This is a genomic window from Terribacillus sp. AE2B 122 (assembly GCF_902497585.1).
In the GTDB taxonomy this organism is placed as follows: Bacteria; Bacillota; Bacilli; order Bacillales; family Amphibacillaceae; genus Terribacillus; species Terribacillus saccharophilus_A.
This window is the reverse complement of sequence record NZ_LR700943.1, coordinates 195,075-217,714: the sequence shown is the minus strand read 5'-3', so window position 1 is coordinate 217,714 and position 22,640 is coordinate 195,075. Positions and strand designations below refer to the sequence as shown.

The 22,640-nt window shown below is 43.8% G+C and carries 22 protein-coding genes; 4 read left to right on the top strand and 18 right to left on the bottom strand.

The features are described 5' to 3' along the window. Positions 1-65 precede the first annotated feature (65 nt). From AE2B122_RS06355 to pdxK, 3 genes are all read right to left on the bottom strand, one after another. Positions 66-1,304 (bottom strand): aminopeptidase, encoded by a 1,239-nt coding sequence (locus tag AE2B122_RS06355; RefSeq protein ID WP_175073411.1) that lies wholly within the window; start codon positions 1,302-1,304, stop codon positions 66-68. Between the two features lie 318 nt (positions 1,305-1,622). Then, positions 1,623-3,512 (bottom strand): ABC-F family ATP-binding cassette domain-containing protein, encoded by a 1,890-nt coding sequence (locus AE2B122_RS06350; RefSeq protein WP_095268257.1) that lies wholly within the window; start codon positions 3,510-3,512, stop codon positions 1,623-1,625. Between the two features lie 67 nt (positions 3,513-3,579). Then, complete coding sequence (gene pdxK / locus AE2B122_RS06345) at positions 3,580-4,389, bottom strand: pyridoxine/pyridoxal/pyridoxamine kinase (RefSeq protein WP_095268256.1); 810 nt, start codon at positions 4,387-4,389, stop codon at positions 3,580-3,582. A gap of 240 nt (positions 4,390-4,629) precedes the next feature. On the opposite strand from pdxK, the gene AE2B122_RS06340 reads away from it, so the two are divergent. Further along, entirely contained in the window at positions 4,630-6,234 is a 1,605-nt protein-coding gene (locus AE2B122_RS06340; RefSeq protein ID WP_175073410.1) for a class I SAM-dependent DNA methyltransferase, read from the top strand. A gap of 148 nt (positions 6,235-6,382) precedes the next feature. Here the strand turns inward: AE2B122_RS06340 and AE2B122_RS06335 are convergent, their stop codons facing one another. Both AE2B122_RS06335 and cls read right to left on the bottom strand, forming a co-directional pair. Next, on the bottom strand, positions 6,383-6,922 hold the full coding sequence (locus AE2B122_RS06335; protein ID WP_095219259.1) for an acyl-CoA thioesterase: 540 nt from the start codon (positions 6,920-6,922) through the stop codon (positions 6,383-6,385). A gap of 31 nt (positions 6,923-6,953) precedes the next feature. Beyond that, positions 6,954-8,393 carry a cardiolipin synthase gene (gene cls, locus AE2B122_RS06330; protein ID WP_095219271.1) on the bottom strand — a complete coding sequence of 480 codons (1,440 nt, stop codon included), beginning with the start codon at positions 8,391-8,393 and terminating at the stop codon, positions 6,954-6,956. 172 nt (positions 8,394-8,565) lie between these two features. Between cls and rarD the strand changes: the two genes are divergently transcribed. Further along, a complete protein-coding gene (gene rarD, locus AE2B122_RS06325; RefSeq protein ID WP_095219258.1) occupies positions 8,566-9,486 on the top strand; it encodes an EamA family transporter RarD in 921 nt (306 codons plus the stop codon). A 7-nt stretch (positions 9,487-9,493) separates the two neighbouring features. Here the strand turns inward: rarD and AE2B122_RS06320 are convergent, their stop codons facing one another. Next, positions 9,494-9,745 (bottom strand): hypothetical protein, encoded by a 252-nt coding sequence (locus tag AE2B122_RS06320; protein ID WP_095219257.1) that lies wholly within the window; start codon positions 9,743-9,745, stop codon positions 9,494-9,496. An 80-nt stretch (positions 9,746-9,825) separates the two neighbouring features. Further along, positions 9,826-10,023, bottom strand: a complete 198-nt coding sequence (locus AE2B122_RS06315) for a DUF2188 domain-containing protein (protein ID WP_095219256.1) — start codon at positions 10,021-10,023, stop codon at positions 9,826-9,828. Between the two features lie 217 nt (positions 10,024-10,240). On the opposite strand from AE2B122_RS06315, the gene AE2B122_RS06310 reads away from it, so the two are divergent. Next, complete coding sequence (locus tag AE2B122_RS06310) at positions 10,241-11,146, top strand: GDSL-type esterase/lipase family protein (protein ID WP_175073409.1); 906 nt, start codon at positions 10,241-10,243, stop codon at positions 11,144-11,146. Between the two features lie 14 nt (positions 11,147-11,160). Then, a complete protein-coding gene (locus AE2B122_RS06305) occupies positions 11,161-11,796 on the top strand; it encodes a YpmS family protein (protein WP_175073408.1) in 636 nt (211 codons plus the stop codon). A gap of 291 nt (positions 11,797-12,087) precedes the next feature. Here the strand turns inward: AE2B122_RS06305 and AE2B122_RS06300 are convergent, their stop codons facing one another. From AE2B122_RS06300 to topB, 11 genes are all read right to left on the bottom strand, one after another. Further along, positions 12,088-12,720: a response regulator transcription factor gene (locus AE2B122_RS06300; protein WP_175073407.1), complete on the bottom strand. Its 633-nt coding sequence runs from the start codon at positions 12,718-12,720 to the stop codon at positions 12,088-12,090. After that, on the bottom strand, positions 12,717-13,760 hold the full coding sequence (locus tag AE2B122_RS06295) for a sensor histidine kinase (protein WP_095219252.1): 1,044 nt from the start codon (positions 13,758-13,760) through the stop codon (positions 12,717-12,719). The genes AE2B122_RS06300 and AE2B122_RS06295 overlap by 4 nt, the downstream gene beginning before the upstream one ends. Then, positions 13,757-14,476 (bottom strand): cell wall-active antibiotics response protein LiaF, encoded by a 720-nt coding sequence (gene liaF, locus AE2B122_RS06290; RefSeq protein WP_175073406.1) that lies wholly within the window; start codon positions 14,474-14,476, stop codon positions 13,757-13,759. Before liaF ends, AE2B122_RS06295 begins: the two co-directional genes overlap by 4 nt. 86 nt (positions 14,477-14,562) lie before the next feature. Continuing rightward, positions 14,563-15,186 (bottom strand): PspA/IM30 family protein, encoded by a 624-nt coding sequence (locus tag AE2B122_RS06285; RefSeq protein WP_095219250.1) that lies wholly within the window; start codon positions 15,184-15,186, stop codon positions 14,563-14,565. Positions 15,187-15,206: 20 nt separating this feature from the next. After that, positions 15,207-15,371, bottom strand: a complete 165-nt coding sequence (locus tag AE2B122_RS06280) for a hypothetical protein (protein WP_175073405.1) — start codon at positions 15,369-15,371, stop codon at positions 15,207-15,209. A gap of 17 nt (positions 15,372-15,388) precedes the next feature. After that, the gene (locus tag AE2B122_RS06275) at positions 15,389-15,691 is read right to left on the bottom strand and encodes a flagellar basal body rod protein (RefSeq protein ID WP_175073404.1); all 303 of its coding nucleotides are present in this window, start codon (positions 15,689-15,691) and stop codon (positions 15,389-15,391) included. A 474-nt stretch (positions 15,692-16,165) separates the two neighbouring features. Then, positions 16,166-16,879, bottom strand: coding sequence for a DUF6320 domain-containing protein (locus tag AE2B122_RS19495; protein ID WP_095219248.1), 714 nt, complete (start codon positions 16,877-16,879; stop codon positions 16,166-16,168). Then, positions 16,879-18,132, bottom strand: a complete 1,254-nt coding sequence (locus AE2B122_RS06270; RefSeq protein ID WP_095219247.1) for an alcohol acetyltransferase — start codon at positions 18,130-18,132, stop codon at positions 16,879-16,881. The genes AE2B122_RS19495 and AE2B122_RS06270 overlap by 1 nt, the downstream gene beginning before the upstream one ends. 206 nt (positions 18,133-18,338) lie before the next feature. Continuing rightward, entirely contained in the window at positions 18,339-19,580 is a 1,242-nt protein-coding gene (locus tag AE2B122_RS06265) for a cytochrome P450 (RefSeq protein ID WP_175073403.1), read from the bottom strand. A 104-nt stretch (positions 19,581-19,684) separates the two neighbouring features. After that, positions 19,685-20,089, bottom strand: a complete 405-nt coding sequence (locus AE2B122_RS06260; protein WP_095219245.1) for an NUDIX hydrolase — start codon at positions 20,087-20,089, stop codon at positions 19,685-19,687. A gap of 197 nt (positions 20,090-20,286) precedes the next feature. Then, entirely contained in the window at positions 20,287-22,467 is a 2,181-nt protein-coding gene (topB, locus tag AE2B122_RS06255) for a DNA topoisomerase III (RefSeq protein WP_175073402.1), read from the bottom strand. Positions 22,468-22,640 lie beyond the last annotated feature (173 nt).

Here is a 22,640-nt window from a genome sequence, read left to right as displayed (position 1 = left end):
GGCGCTCAAGAATAACATTCGGTTTTAAGTAATGGGAATTTAGTTATGTCCCAGCCTCTTTTTATTTAGTCGAACTTAATTGCCCAGCTACCGTCACGAAAAACGGGCTCGGATGAGTCATCTGCAAAAATACCATCAATGGATAGATCTGCTGATCCGATCATGAAATCAGTATGTGTCAGACTGTCGTTAACTCCATGCTTATCAAGCTCTTCCGCATTCATGGAAGCTCCGCCTTCCAGTGTAGTCGGATAAGCTTTTCCTAAAGCAACGTGACAGGAAGCATTTTCATCATACAGTGTATTGTAGAAGATGAGACCAGACTGAGAAATTGGAGATTCATGCGGTACCAATGCAACTTCTCCAAGACGCAAAGCTCCCTCATCTGTTTCCAGCAAATGCTTCAATGTCTCCTGTCCTACCTCGGCTTTATAATCAACAACCTTTCCTTCCTTGAAGGTAAGTGTGAAGTTATCGATCGTATTTCCATCATAAATTAATGGTTTTTTACTTGTAACAGTTCCATCAACGTCGTATTTATGCGGCATCGTGAACACTTCCTCAGTCGGCATATTCGGATTGAATTCAGTGCCGCTTTCGGTAGTAGAAGAACCACCTTTCCAAATATGACCTTCTGGTAAGCCAATCTTCAAATCGGTCCCTTCAGATTTAAAGTGAAGCTTTTTGTACCGTTTACCATTCAGAACGTCGCGGGCATTATGCAGCGTAGCATTATGCTCTTTCCACGCTTGAATCGGATCGTCCTGATCAACACGGACAATTTTGAAGATAGAGTCCCAAAGTAGCTTCGTTGCTTCCTCGGCTGATTTCCCTGGGAAGATCTTCTGTGCCCAGGCGTCTGTCGGAATAGTTATAATCGTCCACGGAACGATATCGTTCATTGTATAATGGCGAAGATGCTGCAATGCTTGCGCAGTAGCTTTCGTTGCTTGCGCTACTTTGTTTCCATCCACATCTTTGAGAAGATCAGGGTCAGTGGAGCGGATCTGCAGAAGTGCTGCACCCTTTTTCATATAATAAGCACGCTGCTCTACAAGCCAATCAGGGATATCTGTGAGCACTTCCTCGGATTGATGCGTATATTTCAAAAGCATGAGTGTATCATCTGACCAATTGATATGTACCTCACTTGCGCCCAGTTCATAAGCACGCTTCGCAATCAAACGGACAAATTCCACACCATCAATCGGCGCCATGATAAGTAGTGGCTGATCCTTTTGAATATTTACACCTGTACGTAAGGCGATCTCTGCATATTTTTCTAATAATTTCTTATCCGGCATTGGAATCAATCCTTCCCGTCCTTGAATTCAGACTATTCTTCCATTCTAGTAAAGTATGCGCAAATTGGCACGAAATATGCCTCAGATGTTGTCTAGCTTCAAAGACCAGAAACTGGGCATAAGCGATGAATCCCTGCGTGAGGTTAAAGCGTCCACTCTTGGCTTTCTCACTTACCGCTTCGTTTCTAACCGGTTTCTTACACTTTTCTATTGTTGTCTAGCTGCGGTGACCAGAAACTGCGCTGTAAGTAATAAATCCCTGCGTGGGTTAAAGCGCCCACTCCGGGCTTTCTCACTTACCGCTCCGTTTCTAGACGGTCACCTCCGCTTTTCTATTTCTTCTACTAGCAAGGACAAGTCTTCCCAACGCTCCATCTTCTGTTCCAGTTGCTGTTCCAGCTCCTGCTGTTCGGTAAACAGTTCCTGGACACGCTCACTGTTACTGCCTGCCTCTGTTATCCCTTCGGCACATGCTTCCAGTCGCTCTTCCAGATCAGCAATTTCATCTTCTATTGAATTCCATTCCTGCTGTTCTTTGTAGGATAGCTTCTGTTTTTTCTTTTCTTTTCGCTCTTGAATTGGCTCTGGCTTTGTCTGCTGTAGTTTCGGTTGTTCCTGAACTTTTTCCCGGTACTCGCTATAGTTGCCATAGAACGTTGAGACCGCTCCTCCACCTTCGAAAAGGATTAGCTGGTCCACTACGCGGTCAAGGAAATACCGGTCATGGGAAACCGTTATAACGACACCCGGATAGCTATCTAGATAATCTTCAAGAATGCCTAATGTTTCCGTGTCCAAGTCATTGGTCGGTTCATCAAGAAATAAGACATTCGGCTCCTGCATCAGGACACGCAGCAAATACAGTCTTTTTCTCTCTCCGCCAGACAAACGATGGATATACGTATATTGATGATTCCGCGGGAATAGGAATTGCTCCAGCATCTGTTCTGCAGTAATGATGTTTCCATCAGCGGTATGGATGACCTCTGCTACTTCCTTAATATAATCAATGATGCGCAGCTGCTGGTCCATATCCTGCTGCAGCTGTGTATAATACCCCAGCTTAACAGTCTCTCCAGTCTCCACTTCCCCTGCTGTCGGCTGTACTCTGCCGGCAAGTGTATTCAAAAGAGATGTCTTCCCGCTTCCATTCGGACCGATAATACCGATACGATCACCTGGTTTGAAGAGGAAATCGAAGTGACTGAATAAGGGTTTATCATCGAATTGAACCGTTACGTCTCTTGCCTCCAGCACCTTCTTACCTAAACGGGCGGCTCCAACCTGGAGATCCAACTCGTTATCCTGTGTCTGGAATTTGGTTTCTTTCATCTGTTCTACCCGCTGGATCCGTGCTTTTTGTTTGGTTGTCCGAGCTTTCGCTCCGCGGTGCAGCCACGCAAGTTCCCGGCGCAATGTATTTTGATGCTTCTCCTGATCCAGAAGCGTCTGAGCTTTCCGCTCTGCTTTTTTCGTCAAATATGTTTCATAGTTTCCTTCATATCGATAAAGACTGCCCATCTCCAATTCAAAGATGTGGCTCGTTATCCGGTTCAGAAAATACCGATCATGTGTGACGAGCATGATAGCTCCAGGATAGCTAGGTAAATAGCCTTCAAGCCATTCAATTGTCTCATTATCCAGATGGTTTGTCGGCTCATCCAGCAGCAACAAATCAGCAGGCTGAATAAGTGCCTTCGCCAGCGCTACCCTCTTTCGCTGACCGCCTGATAGAGTATCGACAGAAGCCGTATAATAGTCGACCCCAAGCTTCGTCAGTATTGTTTTCGCTTGAGTACTTGCATCCCATGCATCTTCTGCATCCATTTTAGCTTGAAGGGTAAACAGCCGATTTTGAGTCTTAGCATTATCCGGCTCCTGCTCCAAGCTTGAGAGAGCTTCCTCATATGCACGAATTGTCTGCAGAATTGGACTTGTCCCGCTAAAAACCTCCTCCAGCACGGTTTTACCTGGAGTTAGTTCAGGCTCCTGAGCCAAATAAGCCAGCTGAAATGTTTTGCTGTGGTCGATGTTTCCGCTATCTGAACTTTCGATACCAGCCAGGACCTTCAGCAATGTCGACTTACCAGTTCCATTGACACCTACCAAACCGATTCTATCTCGGCTTTCAATATGGAATTCAATTTCCTGAAACAGCTGTTTATCTCCATATGTTTTTGTAAGATTCTCTACACTAAAAATTCGCATGTGCTCCTCCTTCCCGGACAAGGAAAAAGCCGCCCGTACAGGCGGCTTTTTCCTTATCCATCCCTGCTTATTGCTGTGGCATGGTCTTTCTGGCACCATGATTGACAGGGCCTACGTATTGATTAAGCTGGAATCCTCCGCGAATCGCTTCTGTAATGAATGTCTTCGCTTCATAAATTGCTTCTTTCACACTGCTGCCGTTGGCCAACAGTGCACAAATAGCTGCAGAACTTGTACAGCCAGCACCGTGCGTATAAGTCGTATCGACATTCTCACTTTCAAGAATTTCGAAGCTTTCTCCGTCATAAAGCACGTCAATCGCTTTATCTATTTCAAGCTTGCTGCCGCCTTTTACAAGGACATATTTTGCACCAAGCGCATGAATTTTCTGCGCAGCTTCTTTCATTTCTTCCACAGAATGAATCAATGGCATTTGGGCCAGTTTAGCAGCTTCGAACAAGTTCGGTGTGATGACAGTCGCAAGCGGGACCAGTTTCTCCCGTAGACTAACTGTGTTTTCCGGCTGCAACTCTTCATCCGCACCTTTACATACCATAACCGGGTCAATGACTACATTCGGGATGTTGTTTTCTTTGATCATATTTGCAGCCAATTCGATGATTTCTGGAGAACCTAGCATTCCTGTTTTCACCGCATCAACACCAGCTCCTACTACAATCGTGTTCAGCTGTTCTTTCACTGTATTCACATCAACTGGGAATACATTATGATGCCAGTTATTATAAGGATCCATTGCTACGATAGTCGTCACAGCAGACATTCCGTATACGCCAAATTCCTGCATCGTCTTCAGATCCGCCTGGATACCAGCTCCGCCAGAGGAATCTGAGCCTGCAATTGTTAATGCTTTTTTCATGTCCGTTACCCCTTTTGCACACATGCTGTCATTTTTTATCACTGGTTGTATTATACTCCTTTTCCTCCATGTCTATCAACCAGCCAGCATAACTGCAAATTAGAAGAGTTAACTTTGGCTGAATTCTGCTTTATATAAGGTTTTTCGTCAATATCCCCTCCTTTTACTGGAAAACTATGTTGGATATGTAATACAATGAATCTAGTTGTTTTTACCTATTTTTTTAGGAGGTGTTCCCTGTTGGAAGAGTATGGATTGGAAGAATCATATTTAAATAGGAGTTCTGCGCTCCACCGTCGGCATTATGGCCAGTATTTCACTCCCGATAATATTGCAGACATAATGAAACAATGGGTGCTGCATAATCTCCAAGGCACTCGGCTGCTTGACCCTGCTGTCGGTCTGGGGAAGCTAGTCCAAGATATACCAACTACATATGATATTGATGCATACGATGAAGACTTAAAGATTCTGGAAGCTAACAGGGACTTTTTCTCATCCCATTCATCTATTCAGTTGTATAAACATGATTTTCTTGTGGATGGCTGGGACAAAACGTATGACGGCATTATTTGCAACCCTCCTTATATTCCTTTCCGAAACGAAGATGAAAAGGAGATCTACTTAAACTTATTCCGGCAGAATATGGGCGTTTCGCTTTCTACATATACTAATTTGTACGGTCTATTTATACTGAAAGCTCTGCATCAATTAGATGAAAATGGACGCGCTGCGTTTATTGTACCGTCAGACTTCTTGAATGCCAGGTATGGAACGAAAATAAAAGAATATCTTCTGCAAGATAGCAGCCTGGAATTAATCATTAACACCGATATTCAAATGGGTTGGTTCAAAGGAGCGGCGACGACCAGCTCTCTGCTGTTATTCGATAAGTCAAATAGAAGTGATACGATTGAGTTTATCCGTACGCAATCCAATGAAGAGCTTCAGCAGGCAGCAGCATATATGTTATCGGATAGGAACAAGCCTCTCGGTATCATTCATCATCGGCAGGATTTGGTTCCCGCTGATAAGTGGAGATTGCATTTCTACCAGGAAGACCAAAAACGCTTCAAAAACGTACAGTCGCTCAACCATTTTGCTGCTGCTAAACACGGTATAAAAACTGGATCAAATCAATATTTCTGCTTCAACAATAGCAAGATGCGCCAGTGGAACATTGGCAAGCAGCATTTTCTGCCTTGTATTTCTAAATCAGCTCAATTAAAGAATCCCTTTTTTACGTACATTGATTACAAGCAGCTCATGCAAAATGACGAACAAATGCTTTTGCTGTACGCAGATGATGAACAATTAGAGAATCATGCACTGGTACAGTATCTGGAGGATGGAAAGGCCCATCGAGTTGATCAGCGTCATCTCATCCGCTCCCGCAAGCCTTGGTACCGGTATCCTGTTTTGGATGCAGCGCCTATTTTGGTAAGTGTGTTCAACCGGAAGCATATACAGTTTGTCCGAAATAAAACCAATGTCCGCCATCTAGACCAGTTGATCGGCATTTATCTTTATGAGGAATATGAAGAGGATGCAGACCTTTTCATGGCTTACTTCCTCAGCGATAGAGCGCAGGAGCTGATGGCAAATCCCCATAAGGAATATGGTAAGGATCTGAAGAAACTGGAGCCGAAGGATTTGAACTCATCTTTAGTACTGGATGTACAGGCACTTTCGGAGGAACAGAAACAGGAAATACGCAGTCTATACGAACGGATTGAATATTTAACGACACATGACGGAGATCAGCGGGAATTGGAACATCATTATCAGCTGCTGAATGAATTCTTTCATGATTGGATACAACCATATGAGGAAGAGGAGCTGTAAAAACAGCTCCTCTTATTTTGGTTGAAAACGCTAAGTTATTCTAGATTTCTCCGATAGATACGCATGTAATTGTATATTATGAAACGTTGAAAAGAATATCTTGACATAAAAAAACGAGCCCGGAACTAAAGCGGGCTCGTCTTACTTATTATTCTTCAAAATTACGTCCGTCGTTACGATACCATGGATAGTCAGTTCCGAATGCCACTGCCATTTCCTTGGAGCGTTTCAACCGTTCCTTGCGGTAGGCAGCACGCTGCGGCGCACCATCATGCAGCCACTTCTCTTCCGGGCTCTCCGGAAATACTTCTGGTACTACAATCGGCTGTTTATTGTCATCCAGCGCAACCATTGTTACAAACGCAGTTGCCGATACCTTTCTGTCTCCTGTGCGCAAATCCTCTGTCACTGCTTTGACAAATACCTCCATGGAGGTATTGTTCGTCCACGTAACAAATGCTTCTACACAGATTGTATCTCCTACTTTTACCGGTGCAAGGAAATCTACACTGTCGGTTGAAGCTGTTACAACAAGCTGTCTAGCATGGCGGTATGCAGCAATTGCCGCTACGTCATCGATATGAGCCATAAGCGTTCCTCCGAACAGCGTACCGTGGCTGTTCGTATCAGGAGGAAGTACATGGGACGTTTTAACTGTCAAAGATGCGATACATGGTTTCGATTTCACTATGGGTTCCTTCTTTCCGCCATACTTTAGGCTACAAGATCGGGGAGATCAAACGCGAAAGGGATTCTTTGAAACGGATCCAATTTGATCTCTGTTTATATAGTTTATGTGAAAGCTGTGTTGATAATAGGATATCCTCTTCGAATTTTTCTTTCAATACCCCTGCCGTATTTTGATCATATAAAAATGCATTCACTTCAAAATTCAGGCGGAAACTTCGGACATCAATATTAGCTGTCCCGACAGAAGATATTTTATCATCTACAACAATCGTTTTTGCATGCAGGAAGCCATTTTGATAAATATAAATTTGGGCACCTGCCTTGATTAAGTCGCCTGCATTTGAGTAAGTTGCCCAATAGACGAATGGATGATCCGGCTTGTTCGGAATCATAATCCGGACGTCTACCCCTGACAGCACAGCAACCTTCAGAGCATCTGCCAGACTCTCATCCGGTATGAAGTATGGCGTCTGGATATACACATACTTCTTTGCAGAGAGAATCATCTTGATATAGCCATGCTTGATTTGTTCCCATTCTGAATCAGGTCCGCTTGAGACGATCTGCACTCCCACATTACCGACTGGTTCTGACAAATAATAGCGATCTTCATACTCAATATCATGCCGGGAGGCTTGGTTCCAGTCTAGAATGAAACGTGTCTGCATTGCTCTTACGGCTTCTCCGGTGATCCGCAGATGCGTATCACGCCAATAGCCGAATTTACGATCATAACCTAAATACTCATCCCCGATGTTAAAGCCGCCAATATAACCAACCTTTCCATCGATGATTGCCAATTTCCGGTGATTTCGGTGATTGAGCTTCAGATTGATCTTCGGAATGAAGGACGGGAAGAAAGCTTCGATTTCAACACCGGCTTTCACGAGCCTGCGAACATAGTTCTTCTTGATACTTCGTGACCCCATGTCGTCATACAAGAAGCGTACTTTCACGCCTTCTTGCGCCTTTTTAATCAGTACATCTGCCAACCGTTCGCCAAGCTTGTCGCTTCGTACAATATAATACAAAAGGTGGATATGGTCCTTTGCCTGTGAAAGATCATGCAGCAGCGCATGAAACTTCTTCTGGCCATCCGTGAACAGCTCCACATCATTCCCTTGCGTCAAAATCGCATCATCATTACGCAGATGCATGTAGGCAAGATCCTTGTATTCCTTGACCGCCTCCTGTTTATAGACGAATGTATCTTCCTCGATGGCGCGCAATTGAGCCTGTACTTGTTTCTTAACCCCAAGTCTGGATTTCGTATCCCAAGTGAATATCTTGCCCGAGAGCTTGCGGCCGAAGAGCAAGTAAATTACGAAGCCCGCAACCGGAATAAAAACGAGTACGAGCAGCCATGCCCATGTAACACTGGCATCACGCCTTTCCAGGAAAACAATCGCTAGTGCCAGGAGAATATTTATGATAGTTAATAATCCTAATAAATACGCAAATATATGCACATGAGCGTCTCCCTTCATATGTAGCATATCTCCAATTACCCATACTAATATATAGTATCACATCAAGCATTGACAACTTCTTGTAATCCAAAAGAAACAAAAGTATTGAAAAGCGTCAAATCCAACCTTACACTTAAATCATACAGAGATAGAAAGAGAGGCGCTTAATAATATGCAATCGCAATCATCCAAGTCCGGTGTCGTGTATGCAGCAATCGCATACGTGATGTGGGGCATACTGCCGCTTTTTTGGAATTTACTAGGGGAAATAGATGCAGGTCATCTGTTGGCTCACAGAATCGTCTGGTCCTTTGTCACGATGATACTTGTGGTCCTTTTGCTAGGTAAAATCCGCCCTTTTTTCAAACAAATAAAGGATTTATTTTCAGATAAACGCGCGTTCTGGGGTCTGTTCGCAGCTTCCTTGACCGTAAGCCTCAATTGGCTCGTCTTTATCTGGGCGGTAAATTCCGGACATGTTCTGCAGTCCAGCTTAGGTTATTATATAAATCCACTGATCAGCATTTTGCTTGCGATGATCGTCCTGAAGGAAAAAAGTACCCGCTTGCAAATTGTCAGCTTCATCCTTGCCGCTCTTGGAGTCATTTATCTGACCTTCAGTTATGGTGTGTTTCCTTGGGTATCTTTCCTGCTGGCAATCAGTTTCGCTGTTTATGGCCTATTGAAAAAAGTCGTGACAATTCCGCCGATGTTCGGTCTGACAATCGAGACGATGTTCGTCACTCCGCTGGCCATTTTGTATCTGCTCTTTGTGCCTGCAGCACATAGTGATCCTATTCCTACAGGTACAGCGATTATACTATTCTTGTCTGGGGCTGCCACAGCCGCACCGCTTCTGCTGTTCGCCCACGGAGCCCGCAGACTTTCTTTGACACAAATAGGTTTGCTTCAATATATTGGACCAACACTCATGCTTCTCTTAGGTGTCACTTTATTCGGTGAAGCATTCACCCATGCACATCTGATTGCTTTTTCATGTATTTGGGGCGCTCTAGTCCTATATACCATTTCAGGCATCCGGCTGAAGCGCCTGACCACAAAGCAGCTCAATCAAGCCCAAACTGCAAAATAAGCCACCTTTATTTACGAAAAGGTGGCAAGAAAAGCAATAACACAAATAATCCACATAAGATAGTAGCAAAGATATATAATATCCCTTTGATGATCTCCGCTTGAAACAATAAGGAGAATACACTGGTAACAAGCAGCAGCAAAGCCGTTACTGCGGCTGGGATGAATAAAACGAACGGGTTATTCGTGAAATGTCGCAGTACACCGATACTAAGCAGTGCAATTCCAGAAAAAGCTAACAGCAGCAAGGAAAAATCCATACCTGCACCTCCTGCTGTTCAGCTTATTCAAGAACTGCCCAAACGGTTAAAAAATACCGGCAATTCCTGCCGGTATTTTTTTAAAACTGCCGTTCTTCCTCGACTTCCTGTTTTGCATCATAGATGACAAGTTTGCTAGGCGTATTTTCCTTAGCAAGTCCTTCCGCTTCCAGAATGGCATCATCGCGTGTGCTGTGGTATTCCGTCGGTGCTACATTTTCGATCTTCACGTACCAGCCAGACACATCTTTATTCGGGACAACACTGTATTCTTTCATACTATATTCCTCCTTCATGCTTTTATAGATTTTGTTCCCAGCTGTTCATCTCGTGAAACATCACGTGCCAGCTGTTCCCACTATTCAACTTCCTTTAAATCTAGTAAGATATAATTTTACGTCCAATTTACATTTGTATTTTACCGTATACCCCTGTCTAAGGAATTTAACAGCGAGAATACGTAATTATATTTCTACCAAACGAGGGTGATGATGCTTGCAAAAAAGAAAGATTTACCTGATTATCGCATCGTTCCTGCTCGCTATCGTCATCGGCGCAGTGATTGTCTTTGCTGCATCTGATCAAAAAGCAACAGTCACCAATGCCCCTACAGAAGTCGTTCCAAGTGAAACTGATTCCTCCGAAAATCCTGATGAAGACCCTACTGTATCTGAAGAAGAAGCGGATAATTCTTCAGACATAAAAGATGCTTTCCAGCGATTGCTGAAGGATACGCTCGGCCTCTTCATCAAGGAAGATCTGCATATTACAGCTGTTGGTGATAGTTTGACCCAAGGAGTCGGCGATGAGACGGAGAATGGCGGCTATGTCGGAATTCTTCAGCAGACCTTTGAGCAGACGGATGATCGTGTGAAAATTGATAATTTCGGTAAGCGCGGTAATCGAACAGATCAGCTGCTGAAAAGACTGAACGATCCTGTCATATCAGCTTCCATTGAGAATGCTGACGTTGTCCTGATTACAATCGGCGCCAATGATATTATGAAGGTGACGAAGGATCACTTCACCGAATTGGATTATGATGACTATAGCGCGGCTATGCCAGCTTATGAGGAACGAATGAAAGAAATATTCGACAAAATCAATACGTTGAATCCTGATGCTGAAGTATATTTGATTGGCTTTTATAACCCGTTCGAGGAAAACTTTCCGGAACTCAAGGATCAGCTTGGCACTATCATTGATGAGTACAATGCCATAGGAGAGCAAGTCACAGAGGAAGAAGATCAGCATTATATTGAAACAGCCGATTTGTTCCGTAACCAGACAGGAAGTTTGCTGTCTGATGACTTCTTCCACCCAAATGAAGTCGGGTATGGAAAAGTTGCAGAACGGGTATTAGAAAGCATTAAGCCCGTTATACAGGAAGATGATGAATAGGCAGGTGATGTATCGTGGAAAACAGGAAGAACGAATCTCAGCCACCGAAACAGCGTGACTGGAAGAAATACTTTAAAATATTAGCTATTGCGAATGGTATCATCCTGCTGCTTTTATTGCTGCTCATTTTCCTTCCGGCATTTAGTCCAGCACCAGAGCCGCCGAAGGAAGCACAATTTGACAGCTCTGACTCCTCTGAGTTCACAATCAGCTCAACAAAAGCAAATGTCAATGAACTGATAAATGCATATATCGATAAAGAGCTTAATGATAATTCCGATAATTATTCTGTTGTATTAGGTGATGATGCGGTGGAGCTAAGCGGAGGTATTACAGCATTCGGCGTGCGGATTCCACTGCAGATGACGCTCGAGCCGCAGGTACAGGATAACGGAGATCTTTTGCTTGTACAGCGAGATATATCACTCGGCAGTCTTTCCCTGCCAAATGATAAAGTACTCAAATATATAGATAGATATTATAAAACGCCGGAGTGGGTAACCATTAATCCGGATGAAGAATCCATCTATGTTGCTGTTACCCAAATGGAATTACAGAACAACTTTCATGTAGAAGTAGGGCAATTTGATTTACCGAATGATAATCTGAGCTTCAAGCTGTATATTCCGAATGATACATTCGGTTTGTAAATTAAACAGGGCTGGGGCATAACTAAAATATTGCTCTAAAAAGAACAATACTCCTGAGCACCGCTTCGGCAGAACACTCCGCTTTCCACGGGCACGGTTTCAGCCTCCTCGTGGAAAAACCACCACTGCGGGGTCTTCAGCTCGTGCTGTTCCCGTGGGAGTCTCCGTATTCTGCCTACGCTAGTATGGATTATCGCGAAAGAAACCCGAACTTATGCAAATCTTTGTTGAAGATTCGCATTATAGTTCGGGTTTTTATTTAGCTGAAACACTTTTGTCTTAGCCTCGTTTTCACTGAATAAGCTTATTCTCATGAACGTAAATTGCTGCTTGTGTCCGGTCCTGCACCTCGAGCTTACTCAGGATATTGCTGACATGCACTTTCACTGTCTTCAAGGCAATGAACAGCTCAGAGGCGATTTCCTGGTTCGACCTGCCCTTGGCGATCAAAAGCAGTACCTCTTGCTCTCTTGCTGTCAGCGTATCATGCAAAACGGGAGCTTGAGGCTTTCGCATGCGTGCCATCACTTTATTCGTTACTTCCGGCTCGAAGACAGCTGTGCCATTATATGTAGATCTGATTGCCTTCGCTATCTCAGAGGCCTTGGATGTTTTCAGCAGATAGCTGGCAGCTCCTGCTTCCAAGGCTGGATACACTTTATCATCGTCCAGGAAACTTGTGACGACAATCACTTTGGCCTCGGGCCATTCTGTGACAATTTGTCTGGTCGCCTCGATACCATCCATTCGATCCATCACAAGATCCATCAAAATGATATCCGGACGCAGATCGAGTGCCAGCTGTACTGCTTCCTCTCCGTTATCTGCTTCCCCGATCACCTCGATATCGGCTTGCGTGGATAGATATGCTGAAACACCGATTCGGACCATCTCATGATCGTCTACAAAAAGTACCTTGATCATGCTTCTTCTTCCTCTCTGTCAAGCATCGGAACGCGTACCTCCAAGCGTGTACCCTGCTTCGGTACACTTACTACCCGCAGATGGGCGCCGATTTCCGCTGCTCGCTCCTTCATATTTTGTAAACCATATGCTCCCGGCTGTTCGGTTCCCACTTCAAAACCGACACCATCATCCTGAACGAGCAAGATGATGAAACTGTCACGCTGCAGCAGTTTGATCGACACGCTTTCCGCTTTTGCATGACGCAGTGTGTTGGAAACCGACTCCTGTACAATTCGGAACAGCTGATCCTCGATACCTTTTTCCACAGGAAATGTATCCAGTTCCCATTCGATTGATAGAGGTACCTTTGCCCGCAGATCCTCCAGGAGCAGCTCCATTCCTTCCTGCAGCGTTTTTCCTTTCAAGGCAGCCGGTCTTAGGTGAAGAAGCAGTGCCCGCATTTCCAGCTGCGATTGCTGAACCATTGCCTCCAGCTGCTTCAGTGCTTTAAACAGCGGTGTCACTTCTTCTTCGGATTCGGTCAAAGCAGAAATCAGCATAGATGCTGCAAAAAGCTCCTGACTGACAGAATCATGCAGCTCTCTTGCCAGACGATTCCGCTCCTCGGACACAATACGCTGAACTTCTTCCTCGCGATCGATTACTCGCTCGTTTGTCAGCTTCTGCGCAAGTTTAGCCTGTTCGTTCATATAAGTCTGAAGCCGTTCAAGTTCAGCCCATGTATGCTGCAGCTCGGATAAGCTGAAACTGCGTTTCTTCAATGGCTGCTGGCCTTCTCGGATGCTTTCCATTTCCCTAGCAGCTTGATGCCAGCGTTTACGCCAATACAGCCCGGAGAACAGACCAAGAATAGCACCAGAAAAAAGAACAAAGAGAGGCGCAGCAATCAAAAATGGTACGGTGCTTTTATGCATCGTCCAGATATCCGTCCAATCATCCATTGGGAAATCGACAATGTACAGCACAGCCAATCCGGCTAGCAATAGCAGACTGTACAGCATACCGAAGCCGACATGGCGTTTCACGATATTACTCATACGCGCACCACCTCCAGCTTACCGGCTACTACACTTGTAACAATCTTAATGCGCTGGGATGAATGCTGATAGCCTTTCGTACGCATATGAATCACTTTATTCCAGCAGTTCTGTTCTCTGTGGTCGAAAATCGCGACTGAGCCGTAAACAACTGAATGATGAACATCTACCTCAATATCATATGGCACAATGATTCGTACATTTCCCAGCACTTTTCGTACCATCAGGACTGCTTCTTCTTTTGGCAGCACAGTATAATTCAAATCGATGATTGTATCACCTATGAACGACTGGATATTCGTATCCTGCCACTCATAAACGCTGCTGCCTGCAGACTGAGCACCAAACCAACTGTTTTGGAATAGTGATTTCTGTTCGAATACCTGTTCTTCAGAGCCAGCCTGATCAAAGGAAGGATGATAAGTTTGCGGTTTATCCGCAGTACTATCATGGACCTTCGTAAAGTAATAGATGATACCTGCTGTCAGTACAAGATAAAAAGCGAATGATTGCAATAAACTCATGGCGACTATGAATATACCTATCCAAAACAAAATCGTTCCTTTACGACCGGATAGCTGCCGCTTTCCAAGATAGATGAACAGAATACCCAAACCAATTCCGATCAGCACACCTGTCCCCGACAGCAGTAATTCAGCCACAAAAACGACAGCTGCTGTGATCAGCAGCCAGCGGATCATATCATTAGGCTTCACTCCGAGGCACTCCTTTCATGCGGCAAGTGTAAATAAGGAAGCACACAGCGCCTGTGTCCTTCCTAGATTACCATGATGTGCCTATTTTAACTAGATTTCTTCTCGAGATCTGCAAGCTTGGCATCCAGCGTCATTTTCCGATAATCTGCATCCACTTTCCGTTCTAAACGATCGATATAACCTTCTAGATCATTAAATTTGTTAGTAGCAAATTCGAATTCCGGTTTATGCTTCAAAATTTCATTCATGCTCCGATGCGCTTTTGCGACATTCTCCCGCTCTGCAAACTCCATTTTCTTTACATAAAGATCTTTCAGCTTATGCTTCATCTGCACGTATTTCTTCTCAAGCTCTTGCAGGTCCGTGCTCGCTTTTTCCATCATCGCTTTAATCTTGTCTGCGCGCTCCTGATATTGCTCGCGTTCGTTCTGCGCTTGTTCAGCAAGTTCTGCTTCCCCTTGCTCGGCAGCAAGTTTTGCCTGTCTCTCGCGCTTATCCGCCATCGCCTGCGCCGCATGGTACTCCTTTGTGAAATCATGCTTGAGCTGATATTGCTTTTCGATCAATTCGCGAATCTTTTTCGCTTGTTGCTCACATTGACGGATATACTGGCTGAGCTGAACCGTCGGATTCTTTTCTTCCTTCTTATCTAAAATTTCATGAAAATCTGCTGCTACCGCCTGTTTGATTCGAGTAAAAATGTTTTCCATGTGTACCTCTCCTTTTTTGTTTAGAATATATCTTCGACAAGGGCCAATACTGGGATGAGCAACGCCAAAATCGGGATAAATGCCCAAATCCATGTGTTATCCTGCCGATTCGGCTTTGCCTTTTCCTTAAGTTCCTCCACTTCCAATTCCAGCACACGTATCCGCTGCTCCAAATAATCGTCCACTATGCTCCTCCTTTTAATCACAGTGTATAATCGAACTTCTCTGCTTCCTTATCCTTCTTCCAAGCCCGATACAAGTAATACAAAACTGCAAGAGCAACCAACCCGATCAACGCCGGCAGATTGGAGAGTGAAATACATACACCAATTCCAATTACTACTCCCCAGCCAATCTTGGCACCGACACTATCAGTCAGGATGAACCTCCTCAACCCGTAATAGCCAATTGCAACACTGATGGCTAACACAAACAGCGAGCCCAGATTCGCCAGAAGCACTGCAACAGCAATAACCGCACCGATTATCAATAACACCTTCTTCATCAAGCCTCTCTCCTTCCTTTCATACTCCTAGTCTACCGCTATCCCCGCTCCCCCATAACGACCCCAAGCCATAACTTGAATAAGACTTTGGTCTTACGAAAGGCGGAAGAAACCGTTTAGAAACGAAGCGGTAAGCAAGGGAGCCCGGAGTGGGGCGCTTTTCCCCACGCAGGGATTCCTTGCTTACAGCGCAGTTTCTGGTTTCTGGAGCTAGATCATATGAAAGGCGGAAAAAGCCGCTTAGGAACGGAGAAGGAAGCGAGAAAGCCAGGAGTGGGCGTCCTTCACCACGCAGGGATTTATCGCTTCCGGCGCAGTTTCTGGCTTTTGCAGCTAGACAACACGCAAGACATAAGAAACTGTTTAGAATTGCAGAGATTCTTCTTTCCCCGTTAAAGTAAAGCAACAAAAAAACGTCCGTAGATTCGATAATCTACGAACGTTTCTGATTTGTTCTTGAACTAAGCATCCACATTAAATATGAAATTTCCGCTTCAACTTTTCTGCCCACTTTTTAGGCATCCTATACGAAATCAGGAGTAAAATAGAACCTAATAAAGTAGACGGAAGAAGTTCATCTACAGAATGAAAAACGATATTTTCAGTATTTGAATACCTGCCTACTATAAATTCAATTCCGATGAGAAGAATAAGAATCGAAAAAATAATATATCCGCTTTGACGGAACCAGCTTCTATTTCTTTTAAATATAACAATATTTATTCTCAGCAATAACAAGGTGATCACAAGGAGCGGGTATGCTGTCTCGACAGACCATCCGGCATATCCGTTGATTAGGTCAAATCCTAATAACCCAAGACATATTGTTATCAATATGACGATAATCTTATCTCTTTTTCCTTTTACATAACCAAAAGCAACGTACAGGAAGCTCCAACTTATAAGGATAGATAAGTTGCTATATAAAGACCAGGTCAATGATTTATTCAATATGATATCTATGAGTGTAGGAATGAGGAAACCCAGGATCATCAAAACACAGAGAACACGATACACAACACGTATGAAAAAGTTAACTAGGTTCTCATATAAACTATAATATGTTGGAAACCCGTTCGTATCTAACAACTCTTCATCGCTTACTATTTTTGGTATATAGGTAAAGCATAGCGGACAAGGAACTTGGTCCTTTTCAACACTCACCCCGCACTTAGGACAGTAGGCCATTAATATGCACTCCTGTTGGTTTCAATTTTAATTTGTACGCCTTCTTTAACTAATTTTCTAAAGAACATTCTTTCTACTAGCCGATCATTCGACAGATTACCAAATGTAATATACATATCATCTTTGTAGCTTATTACTCCTGCTTTTATCTTGTTACCGATACTTGGCGGGGGATAAAATTCAAACCGCTCCACATGTTTTTCTAATTCTTCTTCAAGTGATATTACTCCTAAATTGGAGATTGAGCTTGTATACAAGTTTTCTCCGAACCTGGCATGCACCATTGGAGAAATCCAATCCTTCACAAACAAAGGCAGCGCCCGAAGCAGAAAGTTCCTTTCTCCCCTCACCCCGCGGGCAATTAACCTTTTTAACTGTTTATCATTTAAATATCTTTTTAGCTCTATACTAATCGTTTCAATGATATCCTCAAAACTATATGTACCTAGACGAGGATCGATCGTTACCGGAACACTGACAAAGAAATTTTTTAATGTATTCGTTTCAAAGAAATTACGCAAGTTGACAGGTACATTTATTGTAATAGGTTTTCTTGTTTTCGAATTTTGTGCTTGAATATCAATCAATATTTCAACATATAACGCCAACAAATAAGTAGTGATACTTGTTTGGTATTGCTTTGCTATGTTCTTTAATACTTTGATCTCTAACTTACCAGTTGTAACATGATACACGCCTCTTTTGTCCAATCTTAATGGAAGCTTATATGCTTTATCCAAAGTGTCCTGCCAGTTTGGAACCATCTTTTCGTAATGGTGAAAAAAGGCGTTATCAAAGTTAAAGTCACTTATTTTTTTTCTTATACAGGGAACAATGACGCCTTCTTTTTTCAAGTAGTTGCTTATTAATAGCTTTAAAAATTCTATTCCTCCAGTACCATCCGTCAACATATGGGAAAGTTCTAAAGAGATTTTTTTATTATAGTAAAGCACTCTGTAAGGAAATGTGTTGCGACCTCTGAAAAATAGATTGGAACAAGGGTAATAATGCTCTTCAGATACAGTAGGAATAGTTGATGTTTTTTCGAAGTAGTACCAAAATACGCCTCTTTTTACGATAACTTTAAAAGATGATATCTCTTCTAATGTTTCCTCTAAAGCCTCTTGAAGAAATGCAGGGTTGATCGATTTGTACATACTTACAGAAAGACGAAAGACAGTGGATACCCTGGAAGAAACAGTAGAAGCATAAAGCTTACCAGCACTATCTAGTTTGTACCACTCTGTTTCCATGCTAATATCCCCTCTTTATGCTTGGTTTCTCAATTTTGTTCCTGAGTTTATATTGCAAATAGGACGATCTCATTTTAAACATAACCATAAAATTGTACTATATTCTAGATCATAATGTTTTATCTATTTATTTCAGGTTACCTTATATGAAGTTTTTTACAAACTAAAAAAGAACTCCACTGACAAAATCAACGGAGTTCTTGCTTTCAATTAGACGTTTTCTGAACATCAGACAGTATCATCTGACTCTTCGGCATGCTTGGCATGGAGGAATGACTATAGCTATAATCCTGTTCAGATACATTATATTGCAGGCGGTTTACAAGAAAATCAACGCACACTTCCATCACTTGTATTGTAACCCATTCTCCTGCACAGCGATGTCCCATGTCAAAGTCCCCGCCGCCCTGCGGGATAAAGTCAAACGGGCTTTCTTTCCAGTCAAGGAACCGGTCGGGACGGAATAGATCCGGCTGTTCCCATAAATGCGGATCATGATTATTACCATACAAGTCCAGCAGAGTCAGAGTGCCTTCCTTGAATTGATAACCTTCCCACTCGAAGTCCTGTTTCACTTTCGCCATGGTAGCCGGGAAAAATGGGTAGAAGCGGCGAACTTCCTGTACGAACCGACGGATGCTGCCATCTCCTTTTTTCAGCCGTTCTCTTTCTCCCGGAAACTGATGCAGGGCAAGTGCAGCAAATGCAATATAAATGCTAATGGCTACAATCGGCCGCAGGATATTCAGCACTTCTACAGCAACTACCCGCACCGGAAGCAGTTTCCCGTCACTATCCCGATGCTCGGAAAAGACACGGAGTGCACCTTCCTTCGTCGCATGCAGATTCCCGTTCCTTACCTGCTCGACAAGTCCGGCAATCCAGTCCTCTGCTTTAGAACGAGAGGTTCGTCCTTTCCAGTGGGCAGGTCCTACGGCTGCTGGCGATTCGAATAGGCAACGCATTTGCTCTGTCCTTTTGTTCGCATCATCCAGCGGAACCCCTGCCCAATCACATGCCACCTTCATCAGGATCTTCTGCGATTCTTCATATAACGTTAACTGATCGATTTTTTCCCACTGCTCGCTGGTCTTCTCCCATTCCGATTCCAACAATTTATCGAGCTGTTGCAAATGTGTTTTTGTCATGATAGACATGAACATCGCCTTGCGGTTACGATGCTGTTCCCCATCTAATGTCTGCACGCCACCTTCACCGAACAGTGTTTTGACAAGCCGATTTGGAGCAGCTCCACCACGAATGAACTTATCTGGGTCATAAAAGAGTGCTGCACCTTCCTTCCCACCAAGACAAATAGCCTTTTTCCCGAGCAAGGTAGTCTCAAACACATTTGATTGAAAACTTTTTCTCCGATGCAGAATGAACTCATAACCTTCCTTTAAAAATGCAAGACTATGATCTAATCCTTCTTCCTTCGGCATGGACATACAACGTCACCCTTCCCTGTTTTGCTTGTCTATTTCCCTGGTATCAGAGCTTAAAAACGAAAAGCACCATGCTTATTTTTCCTAAGCAAGGTGCTTCCTATGTATTAAAACGCTACATAAAATGGGTGCTGCTTCTCATCGAGACAGCTCTCGATCCGTTCTAGAAAATTCCCCCAGGTAACCATTGTTTTGACTTGTTCAAGCGGAAAATAGCCAACTTCCAGACTTTCTTCCGAAGGCGTACAAACACCGCCAATCTGTTTACCAAGGAAAAGTGTATTGCAAATACTTTTCTCTGCATTCTGATAGATACCGCAAAACTTGTTCACTTCAATATCGATTCCGCTCTCTTCCTTCACTTCCCGAATCACTGCCTGGCTTAGTGATTCTCCTTCTTCGACTTGGCCTCCCGGCATTTCCCAGCCTCGCCTTGGTCCCTTGATCAATAGGATATCCCCCAGTTCATTCCGTACGATTGCCGCTGCGGAAACAATATGTTTTGGTGGCATCTTCGTTCCCTCCCTTCTTGTTTCATTCCATTAAAAAGCTGTTGGCTCCTGCCTCCATAAAGATTTTTTATGCGCATTCTTTCTCTAGAGCAATATCTACGGCGGAAAAATTGTCTGGGATGATGTGATACCTAAAATTAGTCTTTCTGCTCGCTTGCAATAAAAGAAGCCCTACCTACTGGCAGGGCTTCCTTCATTTACTGTTTTTTGAATTTCGCTAAAGCGTCCGCTAATGCAGTATTGGCGAAGCTATCATCTTGCTGATTCTTCTTCAAATACTTCTGTACATCACGCTTACTCGCTTTATTGGTTTTCTCTTTCTTGCGGCGGTCGTTGAACGTACTCAATTTTTCACGGTGTCCGCACTTACAGAAGAAGATCTGACCTTCCCCTTCACCGCGCAGTTCCAAACGTTTATGACAGTTCGGACAGCGGGCATTTGTCGTTTTGGCGATATTTTTCTTATGTCCGCATTCCCGGTCTTGACAGACGAGCATACGACCGCGTTTACCATTCACTTCAAGCATCAATTTGCCACAATCCGGACATTGCGTGCCAGTCATATTATCGTGCTTGTATTTATGTTCGCTGTTCTTGATTTCGGTGACGACTTCTTTCGCATACTGCTTCATTTCGGAAATGTATTGCTGCTGGTTCAGCTTGCCTTCTGCAATAGCACTTAGCTTCATTTCCCACTCTGCAGTCAATGCTGGTGATTTCAAGTCTTCCGGTACGAGCTCAAGCAGCTGTCGTCCTTTGGAAGTCATTTTTAGATGCTTGCCTTGTTTCTCAATATAGAATGTATTGAACAGTTTATCAATGATATCAGCACGTGTCGCAACTGTTCCAAGTCCGCCAGTCTGGCCGATCGTCTTGATAAGGTCTTTGTCCTCACCAGCCATGAAACGGACAGGATTTTCCATCGCATGAAGCAAGGTACCTTCTGTGAATCGTTCCGGCGGTTTTGTCTCGCCAGTCGTCATCCGGTACGCAAGCGACCACTCTTCGCCTTTTTCGACGTTCGGCAATGTTTGATCGTCGTCAACTTCCTCGTCATCAAAGCGGTTTGCATAGACTTCTTTCCAACCCTGCTTTTGTACGATTTTACCTTTGGCAGTGAAGGTTTCCCCAGCTGCTTCAACTGTCAATGTTGTTTGTTCATATTCAAATGGCGGGAACAGGACGGCGAAGAAACGCTTAATCACCAAATCATAGATTTTCCGTTCCTTATCGGAAAGATCAGCGCCATACGCATTTTGATCGGTTGGTATGATCGCGTGGTGATCGGATACTTTCTTATCGTCTACGAATGCCTTTGTCGCTTTGATTGGTGCATTCGTAATTTTAGTAGCCAGTCGGCCATAGCTTCCCACACCCGCAGCTTTTACTCTGTCCTTTAGCGTTGGGACGATATCAGAAGAAAGATAACGCGAGTCCGTACGCGGATATGTGAGTAGCTTATGACGCTCATACAGCTGCTGCATGATATTAAGTGTCTCCTTACCGCCAAATCCGAACAGACGGTTTGCATCGCGCTGAAGCTCTGTCAGATCATACAACTGAGGAGCATAACTCTTCTTCAGCTTTTTCTCTACTTCTTTCACTATACCCTTAACCTGATTCAGCTTCTGAAGTACCTGCTCCGCCTTATCTTTGGAGAACGTACGCGTACTGTTATGCTTCTGATCCTTCCAGATTAGACGCAACCCTTTTTGAGTCTTCGCTTCAATTCCGTAAAATGTCTCTGGCTTGAAGTTCTTGATCTCTTCTTCACGCTCATGAATCATCGCAAGTGTGGGCGTCTGCACGCGTCCGCTGGATAGCTGTGCATTGAACTTTGTTGTCAAAGCGCGTGTCGCATTTAATCCGACATACCAGTCAGCCTCAGAACGGGCTACTGCTGCTTTATACAGATTCTCAAACTGCTTGCCACTCTTAAGATTTTTGAAACCGTCCTTGATCGCCTTGTCAGTTACCGAGGAAATCCAAAGCCGTTTCACAGGCTTATTTACACGAGCTTTTTCTAAGATCCAGCGTGCTACCAGCTCCCCTTCACGTCCGGCATCTGTCGCAATGACAATCTCGCTAACATCACTTCTGTTCATTTGCGTTTTCACTGTACTGAACTGTTTGCCAGTCTGCTTGATCACAACAAGCTTCAGTTTTTCCGGCAGCATCGGCAAATCTTCAATCTTCCAAGTTTTATATTTATCGTCATATGTCTCAGGGTCCGCCAATGTCACTAAATGACCAAGCGCCCACGTTACAATATAGTCTTTTCCTTCCATATAGCTGTTCGTCTTCTTCGTACAACCCAGAACACGCGCTATATCGCGGCCGACAGAAGGCTTCTCTGCCAGTACAACCGTTTTACCCATGAAAACATCCTTTCTCGAATCACTTCCTATAGTGTAGCACATGGAGGCTTTTTTCGGGAGCGAGCGGCATGACAAAGGCAGTGCCAGCGCACTGTCTCAACTTACTGTTTGCAGTATTGTTTTGTTGATTTCTTAATAAAGTAACTATCCATATCGCATCTTACATTATTATC

Excerpts from the sequence above, each read along its gene's own strand:
- pdxK (WP_095268256.1), bottom strand. The coding sequence starts at position 4,389 with ATGAAAAAAGCATTAACAATTGCAGGCTCAGATTCCTCTGGCGGAGCT.
- AE2B122_RS06355 (WP_175073411.1), bottom strand. The coding sequence starts at position 1,304 with ATGCCGGATAAGAAATTATTAGAAAAATATGCAGAGATCGCCTTACGT.
- AE2B122_RS06295 (WP_095219252.1), bottom strand. The coding sequence starts at position 13,760 with ATGAGTAATATCGTGAAACGCCATGTCGGCTTCGGTATGCTGTACAGT.
- AE2B122_RS06275 (WP_175073404.1), bottom strand. The coding sequence starts at position 15,691 with ATGAAGAAGGTGTTATTGATAATCGGTGCGGTTATTGCTGTTGCAGTG.
- AE2B122_RS06350 (WP_095268257.1), bottom strand. The coding sequence starts at position 3,512 with ATGCGAATTTTTAGTGTAGAGAATCTTACAAAAACATATGGAGATAAA.
- AE2B122_RS19495 (WP_095219248.1), bottom strand. The coding sequence starts at position 16,879 with ATGGCCTACTGTCCTAAGTGCGGGGTGAGTGTTGAAAAGGACCAAGTT.
- AE2B122_RS06300 (WP_175073407.1), bottom strand. The coding sequence starts at position 12,720 with ATGATCAAGGTACTTTTTGTAGACGATCATGAGATGGTCCGAATCGGT.
- rarD (WP_095219258.1), top strand. The coding sequence starts at position 8,566 with ATGCAATCGCAATCATCCAAGTCCGGTGTCGTGTATGCAGCAATCGCA.
- AE2B122_RS06315 (WP_095219256.1), bottom strand. The coding sequence starts at position 10,023 with ATGAAAGAATACAGTGTTGTCCCGAATAAAGATGTGTCTGGCTGGTAC.
- AE2B122_RS06260 (WP_095219245.1), bottom strand. The coding sequence starts at position 20,089 with ATGCCACCAAAACATATTGTTTCCGCAGCGGCAATCGTACGGAATGAA.
- AE2B122_RS06270 (WP_095219247.1), bottom strand. The coding sequence starts at position 18,132 with ATGGAAACAGAGTGGTACAAACTAGATAGTGCTGGTAAGCTTTATGCT.
- AE2B122_RS06285 (WP_095219250.1), bottom strand. The coding sequence starts at position 15,186 with ATGGAAAACATTTTTACTCGAATCAAACAGGCGGTAGCAGCAGATTTT.
- topB (WP_175073402.1), bottom strand. The coding sequence starts at position 22,467 with ATGGGTAAAACGGTTGTACTGGCAGAGAAGCCTTCTGTCGGCCGCGAT.
- AE2B122_RS06320 (WP_095219257.1), bottom strand. The coding sequence starts at position 9,745 with ATGGATTTTTCCTTGCTGCTGTTAGCTTTTTCTGGAATTGCACTGCTT.
- AE2B122_RS06265 (WP_175073403.1), bottom strand. The coding sequence starts at position 19,580 with ATGTCCATGCCGAAGGAAGAAGGATTAGATCATAGTCTTGCATTTTTA.